The sequence below is a fragment of the Candidatus Poribacteria bacterium genome (assembly GCA_026706025.1).
Classification (GTDB): domain Bacteria; phylum Poribacteria; class WGA-4E; order WGA-4E; family WGA-3G; genus WGA-3G.
Genome location: JAPOZO010000042.1, coordinates 1 through 9,427, shown reverse-complemented (window position 1 = coordinate 9,427; position 9,427 = coordinate 1). Strand labels below are relative to the sequence as shown.

2 protein-coding genes are annotated in these 9,427 nt (G+C 49.3%); both read right to left on the bottom strand.

The window, feature by feature from the left end; translation table 11 throughout:
• A partial coding sequence (rpoC, locus tag OXH00_09065; GenBank protein MCY3741155.1) for a DNA-directed RNA polymerase subunit beta' occupies positions 1 to 3,610 on the bottom strand: 3,610 nt, incomplete at its 3' end.
• Between the two features lie 216 nt (positions 3,611 to 3,826).
• The gene (gene rpoB, locus OXH00_09060; GenBank protein MCY3741154.1) at positions 3,827 to 9,058 is read right to left on the bottom strand and encodes a DNA-directed RNA polymerase subunit beta; all 5,232 of its coding nucleotides are present in this window, start codon (positions 9,056 to 9,058) and stop codon (positions 3,827 to 3,829) included.
• Positions 9,059 to 9,427 lie beyond the last annotated feature (369 nt).

The window sequence follows — 9,427 nt, the reverse complement described above, 5'->3', positions numbered from 1 at the left end:
CATTACTCGCTTCCTTAAGGTCTTCTTCCTTAACAAGTTCGCCTGTATCTGGATCTAAGTAATACAACTCTATATCAAATCCCTGTCGAATCTCATCCTTCAGCTGCTTTACGGCTTCTTCAGTGAGTAGATCGCCAGCCTTAACTGAGACGTCGGGGTGTTGCACTTGTGTCACGCGGTAGTGAGGCGTTACAAACCGTTGGAAACCGTATTCTGCGAGTGCTTTGACGTACTCTGCTTGTGACAACTGCTGACCGATCTTCAAACGGCAATCGCTATCCAAAACAGCAGTAACTTCGTAGAGCCAGGTCTTGGTATCAAAGCCTTTATAACGCTCAGTGTTTTCGCTATACTGTTTCTCGCTGAGTAATTCGCCTTCACGTAGTTGGCAACCTGGGTGATTGACTTGTTGGACTTTGTAAGCAGGTCCATCAAGATTTGCCCGGTTTTCGGTAGCGATCCAGAGATCACGTTCCTGTTTGACGGTTCGTCCGGGTTGGAAATCTCGGAAACGTACGGTGCCGCTGGCTTTGGATAGGATCTTATGCTGCCGGGCTTCCGAAACATCCTCAACAGCACCCCCTGTATGGAATGTACGCATCGTCAGCTGCGTTCCGGGTTCACCAATGGATTGTGCGGCGATAATCCCGATGGCTTCACCAACATTCACAAGGCTATTTGTTGTCAGATCGTTCCCGTAGCATTTGGCGCAAACGCCTTCGTCGGTTTGGCAGGTAAGGACGGAGCGTACCCGCACCACCTTTATGCCAAGGGCATCAATCTGGCTCGCCATCTGTGAGGATATGATGGTGTTGGCAGGAACAAAGACATCACCACTCTCCGGATGGACAATGTCCTCGGCGGTGGTGCGTCCACTAATTTTAAAGGCGAGGTCCCCGCCTTCTGTCGCGAACTTCTGGATGCTATTCAACGTATGGCAATCTTCAGCAGTAACGCGGACATCCTGTGCGACATCGACAAGTCTCCGGGTGAGGTATCCCGAATGCGCAGTTTTCAGTGCTGTGTCCACCAAACCTTTACGCGACCCGTAAGTAGAGTTAAAGTAGTCGAGTACATCCAACCCTTCGCGATAGGAGCAAAAATAGTTAGGGAGATCTGAGTCGCCTTCCCGAGAAGTCGCTGTCCCTATCGGTGGAATAAGGATATCACCATCCTGCTTTGCCTTCAGTCCAATAAAAGCACTGATTTGCATAAACGGATCTTTTCGGGCGCGAGCCCCACTATCCGCCATAATATGTACTGGGCTGAAACCCTCCACCGTTTTGTCATCTACCTCTAATCCATTGTGATCGACGTTCGGGTGAACCTTACGCGGGTCTCCACGCTCAACAAGGGCGGTCTCTATCTGGGGTAAGGTTTCAAACATCTCAGCTTCGATCTTGTCTTTTGCGTTCAGCCAGATGCGAATCTGCTCGTTTTCGGATTCCTCGCTTTCAGTTGCGGGGGCACCTTCAAGGAGATTTTCAATTTCTGCCTTTGCCGTATTCACCAACTCGTTCCGGCTGTTAGGTGTAATATAATCCGTGATCCCTGGCGAAATGCCGCTCAACGTTGCGTACTCAAAAGCGAGTTTTTGGACATTTTCAAGTACTTCGGTTGTGATTCGTGTGCCTAACTCGTTAAAGCATCGATGAATTAGGGCAGATAATTCCCTACCTCCTGCCTCGGCATTGAAAAAATGAATATGCTGCTGCGAGTGTTCATCTTCCCATGCTAATTCAGAAGGGAGCACTTCGTTAAAGATAACCCTCCCTACTGTTGTGAGAATAGGTTCCGTAATTTTCACACCTTCGTCAGATAAAGAGAAAAGTTGAACACTGTCGTGCAGTTTAAGTTGACCTGCAGCATGGGCGGTGATAACCTCCTCCGGATGCGCGAAGCGTCGGTGATACCACGGCTTGTCACGAAGTGCCTCAAACGCAGAAGCGTCTCCTGCCGTGTACGCCTCGTGCAAAAGTGCGGCATCTTCAGCGTGTCCTGCTAACGTTTTGGTAAGGAAACTGGGTCCAAGGACCATGTCGAGTTCAGGAACGGCGATTGGACTCCCGTGTGAAGGCTTCAAAATGTTGTGGCTACTGAGCATGAGGAGTTTCGCCTCAGCCTGTGCCTCGACCGTCAGCGGTACGTGAACCGCCATCTGGTCGCCATCAAAATCAGCATTAAACGCCTTACAAACGAGGGGCGGAATTCTGATGGATTTACCTTCCACCAAAACAGGCAAAAACGCTTGAATGCCAAGACGGTGCAAGGTCGGTGGTCGGTTGAGCAAGACCGGATGGTCGGCGATGACTTCCTCGACAACTTCCCATACAGGCGAATCGGAGTCAACGTGTTCAGCGATATGCTTTGCCCGCTTAATTGTCTGTGTATAGCCGTATGCTTGCAGTCGCTCAATGATAAACGGCTTGAACAATTCGACCGCCATCCGTTTAGGGATACCACATTGGTGTAGCCCTAATTCAGGTCCAACAACGATAACACTCCGTCCAGAGTAGTCAACCCGTTTACCGAGTAGGTTCTGACGGAACCGTCCAATTTTACCTTTGAGGACCTCAGCGAGGGATTTGAGGGGACGATTCCCAGGACCGGTGACACGTCTGCCGTGCCGTCCATTGTCGAAGAAAGCATCAACGGCTTCTTGTAACATCCGTTTTTCATTCCGAAGGATCACCTCTGGGGAACGGAGTTGTATGAGTTTACGGAGTCGGTTGTTGCGATTGATAACACGGCGATATAGGTCGTTGAGATCACTGGTAGCGAAGCGTCCCCCTTCAAGCGGAACAAGGGGTCGTAAATCCGGTGGAATCACAGGAATGACATCCAGGATCATCCATTCGGGTCGCTGTTCAGCTTCTGCAAAGTCTGCCATCTGCTTCAGCTGCTTGGCAACCTTAAGTTTTTTCTGATTGCTCGTCGTTTCCGCCAACTCTTGGGTGAGTGCTTCTATCTTCTCTTCAAGATCAATGTCGCTAAGGATTTCACGGATAACTTCGGCACCGGTGCCAGCGCGAAAGCCGCCCCAATGCTTATTACTATGTTCTACGTATTCGACTTCGGTTAACACCTGTCCGACTTCAAGTGGGCAATCTGGATCGGTTACCTCAACAACAATAAAGCCTTCAAAATAGAGTACGCGTTCAACATCACGTGAAGAAAGGCCACAGAAAACGCCGATGCGTGATGGAAGCCCTTTGAAGTACCATATATGGGAGACAGGTGCAGCGAGTTGGATATATCCGAGTCGGTCCCTGCGGACGCGTTGTTGTGTAATCTCAACGCCACAGCGGTCGCATATCATCCCTTTGTGCTTAATACGCTTATACTTCCCGCAGTTACACTCCCAATCCTTTTGTGGTCCGAAAATAGCCTCACAGAAAAGTCCTTCAGGTTCCGGGCGGAAGGAGCGATAGTTAATAGTCTCCGCTTTCTTGACCTCACCGCAGCTACATGTGCCTTTTTCCGGGCAGATAAAGGTACCATCTGTAGCCTCAGCAGGCGTTCGGCGTTTACAACTCGTTTGTTTCGCCGAATCCTTTATCTGATCAGGCGAGGCTATCTTTATGGAGATGCTGTCAAATGCCGTGTTCATCAGTTCTCCTTATAGTGGTTATCAGTTATCAGTTGTCAGTAGTTTTCAGTTTTCAGTTTTCAGTTTTCAGTTAAGAGGTGCTGTGGTTAATCATAAACCTCTTTAACTTTGACCAACAACTTAGAAGAAACACCCAAGCAAAAACACTACAGATAATTTTGCTAAGGCGCGAGTTGTTGGTCAAAACTGAAAGCGTAGTGTACCGAGTACTGACGACTATTCCTCATCTTGGTCAAGAGATACGTGGAGTCCGAGGGTCTGGAGTTCACGGACTAATACTTTGAACGATTCGGGAGTTCCGGGCGGGTCGGGGTTTAGCCCTTTCACAACCGATTCATAAATCTCTCTTCTGCCAAGAACATCATCCGATTTAAGTGTGAGCATTTCTTGAAGTGTATGCGCAGCCCCGTAAGCTTCCAATGCCCAGACTTCCATCTCACCGAGCCGTTGACCGCCGTGTTGTGCCTTACCGCCGAGCGGTTGTTGTGTAACGAGAGAGTAAGGCCCAGTGGAGCGAGCGTGCATCTTATCGGCAACGAGATGGTTTAATTTGAGAAAATAGACGTATCCCACTGTCACTTCTTGTGCGAACGGTTCCCCCGTCCTGCCGTCAAAAAGGATGCTCTTACCCGTGCGTTTGCTGCGCTCTGGCAGATCGGTTTCACCGAGCATTTCAAAAACTTCTTTCTCGGTCGCACCATCAAATACAGGAGATTCCACGCGGATACCGAGTTCATGGCAGGCCCATCCGAGGTGAATTTCCAAAATTTGACCGACGTTCATTCGAGAGGGCACCCCCAAAGGATTCAACACCAATTCAACGGGCGTACCATCTGGCAGATAGGGCATATCCTCAGCTGGCAAAATTTTCGCAACAACGCCTTTGTTCCCGTAGCGCCCCGCCATCTTATCACCGATAGAAATAGGACGTTTGCTGGCAACATAGACTTTGACCCGCTTGATAACACCGGGCTTGAGTTCATCGCCCATTTCCAATTGCTGGAGTGCCTGCTCTTTTTCATCCGTGTAAGCGGTTATCCTGCCCTGAGCCATCTCCTCAACGCGCTGAATGTGCTCTTTCGCCTCGGTATCAGTCACGTTGATGTCCGAGAACGACAAACTACACGCCTTACGCGCTTTCTGGTAGTCGGCATCAGAAACAGACTCGCCAACCGATAGTGTGCATTTCGGATCGAAAACAGCGGTAATGTGCCAAACGCTTTCAGTTTTTAGGTCTCTGGCAGTTCTACTGAGCGCGTCCTGTTCTTCTGCAGTGAGTTGCTGACCGGCTTCTACAAGACGTGCCGGATAATCGTTACACACCTGCAGATACTCGGCATCGGAAAGATTCTGCCCCGTAGTCAGGGGACATTCCGGATCAAAGACTTCTTTAATTTCCCAGAATAGCTCTGCTTGCAAACCGGGATAGATTCCACTGAAATCCGCCCAACTCTCTTCGGCGAGTTCTTCGCCTTCCATAACCGGGCATCCGGCTTCCGACAGTTGAATGATAACGGATTGTTCAAATTCTGGGCGTTCCCGGGCTTCCAACGTTGTGTTGTCTACAAGTTCGTAGAAATCATAGTTATCGGGTTCAAGGTCTTCTTCAGTCAGCAATATCCCGAACCGAGCGTTCGTTGCAGTAAGCGTCTCCTTAAGCTGCTCGGTATCCGGTTCGCCCTCGGCGTCCTCATCGTCGGCGTAAGTGTTCTTATGCAGGGCAATAGCAACTACACTGCCATCGTAACCGAGAAGTGAAACATCAACATGCGCTGCTTGCGCACTTAAAGGTTCCTCTTCCTGCCTAAGTAGTTCACTATCTCCCAAGAGTGGCTTGCAAACTCCACTCAAATATTCCTCCACTGCGCTGACGATTTCGGCGGATGAAGCTGAGGATATACCTAATTCTTCAAAGTTCTCGTCCTCGTCGCTGTCAGTAACCGCTGTCCCTTCGGGTAAGGCATCTGGCGATCGTGTCGCGATAGTAGGAATAGGTTCAGGAATACTTGTTATCCTATAACGGGGATCCGCAATGAAGGCCTCAGCGGTTGTATCCTCCGTTACCGTCCGATACTCATCCGCCGTGAAACCGGAGATGTAGGTATCTAAAACTTCGGCAGTCAGGCTATCACCAGCATTCGCAAAAGGTTCGGAATCACCGACAGCGTAAAGAGGTTCAACGAGTTCACATCCGATGAGCGCATTGCGAATCTCCTCAATTTTCCGACGGCGGATCGAAGCGGTCTGCTGCCGCCAAGTCTCCTCAATCTCCTTACGTTTCGATTCATAGCGTAACCCATCAGCCATTGACAACCCGGAGTCGTCTTGCATCCAGTTCCCGCGTCGTTGCGCGCCATCGGGTTTACGTGAAAATACCTTTACATCAATGACGACGCCTTCAACCCCAGGACGCACATAGGTAGAAGCATCTCGGACCTCTTTAACTTTTTCACCAAAGATCGCTCGTAGGAGTTTTTCTTCGGGTCCATATTCGCTTTCACCTTTCGGTGTGATCTTGCCAACAAGGATACTCCCGGCTTTAACAACGCTACCGACACGGATGATCCCTTCCTCGTCAAGTTGACCGAGTCGCTGTTCGCTAACATTCGGAATGTCCTTCGTAATTTCCTCCGGTCCTACCTTCGTTTCGCGCGCCTCTACTTCAAATTCCTCAATGTGGATAGAGGTGAAGGTATCCTCTTTAATGAGTGTCTCACTTATAAGGATAGAGTCCTCATAGTTGTGGCCACCCCAAGGCATGTAAGCACACAGGATATTTCGACCGAGTGCGAGTTCCCCATTTTCTGTAGAGGTGCCATCAATAATGACCTGTCCGGCATCAACTGTATCCCCCACTGCAACGATCGGACGTTGATGGATACAGGTGCCGCTGTTACTCCGCTTGAACGTTTGGAGTTTATAAACATCATAGCCCATCTCACTGAACGTATTTTCACCTTCATCATGGTGAAGGGCTTCGCCTGTGTATATGAGAATTTCATCGGCAGAGACACTTGTGACAGTTCCTGCCCGCTTAGCAGTGATCAGTGCCCCGGAATACCGCGCTGCAGGTTCTTCCATTCCTGTCCCGACGAGCGGTGATTCTGGGCGGATGAGCGGGACGGCTTGGCGCTGGTGGTTCGCCCCCATCAAAGCACGGTTTGCATCCTCGTGTTCCAGGAACGGGACAAGTGCGGCAGAGATGCCAACAATCTGCTGCGGTGAGACTCCGATGTAGTTCACCTTTTCCATCGGGAGCGACACGACATCCTCACCACTGCGAATAGGCAGAAGTTGTCCTGAAGCCTCCGCGTCCCCATTTGTAGTTTGTGGGATATCGCGCGATGCGGTCTTCGCGGCAATGTGGACGGTATCTTCGCTATCTGCTGTGAGATATTCGATATCTTCTAAAACGTCACCCTTCTCCACTTTATGATACGGCGTTTCTATAAAACCGTAAGGGTTTATCCGCCCATAGCAAGCGAGAGACACAATCAGTCCGATTGAGGGGCCTTCGGGAGTTTCCAAAGGACAGACCCGCCCGTAATGTGTCCAATGTACATCCCGCACAGCGGCTGTTGCTCTGTCTCGATGAAGTCCACCTGGACCGATCGCTGAGATACGACGCTTGTGTGTCAATTCATCCAGCGGATTAATCTGTTGCATAAATTGCGACAACTGGTTTGAACCGAAGAATTCACGAAGTGCCATCATAAGCGGTTTCGGATTTACAAGTGAAGACGGTACGACTTTGGCAACATCGTTATTGGTACTCAACCGTTCGCGCGTCGTCCTACGAATTTGGAATAATCCCATTCGGAACTGGTTTTCGAGGAGTTCCCCAATAACGCGTACCCGTCGATTGCCGAGATGGTCAAGATCGTCTTTCGGTGCTAACCCGTTATGCACTTTAAGCAGGTGATCGACCGTAGCGGCAATATCTGCGGGGCGAAGTGTGCGCAGCGTTTCTTCAGGCGGTTCTCCGTAAACCGGTATCCTCTGGAATTTTCGGTTCAGTTTGTATCTTCCAACGATGCCTAAATCATATCGGTGTGGATCAAAAAGCAGCCATGTGAGGTGCTTACGCGCATTCTCTATATTGGTGGTATCCCCGGGTCTCAACGTACGAAAAATGGTAAGTAGCGCTGCATCTTGTAAAGAGTATTGCGCCTCGTAGTCTGCCTGTCGATCGCGTTCGAGTGTATTCCGTAAAAATCGAATGCGTTGGCAATCCTCCGTATCGAGAACAGTGAGCGCTTCAACACCAGATTCTTGGAGACGCTCTAATTCGGTTTCGGTAAGGAGTGTATTCGCGGTAAGGAGTACTTCACCGGTTTCTTGATGGATAACGTCTTCAGCACAGACCCTCTCTTGCGCATCTTCGGACAGCGTCTGCTCAGCCGTGAAAGCCTCTTTTCCGTAGCGTGCAAGCGCGGCTTCGTATTCTGAATTCGTTAGTACTTGCCCAAGTGTAAACTCACATCCGCTGTCGTGGGTATCAACAACACGACGAAGCAGTTCGGTTTCAAAGCCCTTCCATTTTCTGCGGAAACTGGTACGCTCTTTCTCCGAAAGAGGTTGTCCGACTTCGAGTGGGCAGCCTTCATCCTCATCTGATACAAGCGTAACACGATAATACTTCTCAGTCTCGAGATCGGGATAATCCTTGCTCGCCTGCCGAAATTCTGCAGCGTCTAACAAATCACCTGCTTTAACCTGTATTGCGGGTCCCTCTACGTGGGTAACCTGCCATCCGTCAAGCACAAGTCGTTCCGTTTTGGCGTAGAGTTTCAAGATGTCCGCGTCTGATGACCAACCGAGTGCACGCAGCAGCACGGTAGCGGGTAATTTTCTACGTTTGTCGATGCGGACATAAATCTGATCCTTCGTGTCTATTTCAAATTCAACCCACGCCCCTCGATAGGGGATAATTTGTGCAGTCGGTGTCCGTCTTCCGGTTGGCAACGATTTCTCAAGAAAGATGACCCCCGGCGAACGATGCAGCTGACTCACGATGACACGTTCACTGCCGTTGACAATGAAGCTGCCGTTTTCAGTCATTAATGGTACTTCACCGAGATAGACATCGGATTCTCGGATATCTACGACGTGCGGTTCATCGGCATCCGGATCGGCTTCACGCAGTACAAGCATGATACGCGCTGTGAGAGAGACTTGATACGTCACACCGCGCGCGACGCATTCTTGTAGTGTATATTTGGGTGTGCCGAGAGTGTAACTGACAAATTCAAGGCTATTGACCTCCGAAAAATCTCGGATGGGAAACACTTCCTTAAATACTGCTTGGAGGCCTGTATCTATACGTTCATTGGGTGAGACATTTCGCTGTAAAAAGGCATCATACGAAACCTTTTGGGTTTCTATAAGATTCGGGAGTTCTGTCCGAATCTGCATTTTGGCAAAAGATTTTCTGGGCGTTTTGTTCACTGAAAGGAGTCCCCCTATTTGGCGGTGGTTACGCAGCTTACGAGTAAACTTTTGAAAAAGCCTGCTGCCGCATCTGCTTTTTCCGTCTTAATATGGTGACATAGCATAACAGAATATTATACATTATAATTCGCGGCATGTCAAGAAAAAATCAAAAAAAAAGCATTTTTTTCGCATTTTAATGAAATTAAAGTTCAATATTGTCCTCATAAGCCTCAATTTTCGACGTGCCCAAGGTCATTTATAGTAAAACTTATAATTAATTGGGCACCCTCAAACAGTCTGAATGCCTATAACAGGCATTCAGACTGGCACAAACTACCTATGTTTTGTCCAATAGGACCAACATTTCATATTGTTGGAAAAGTG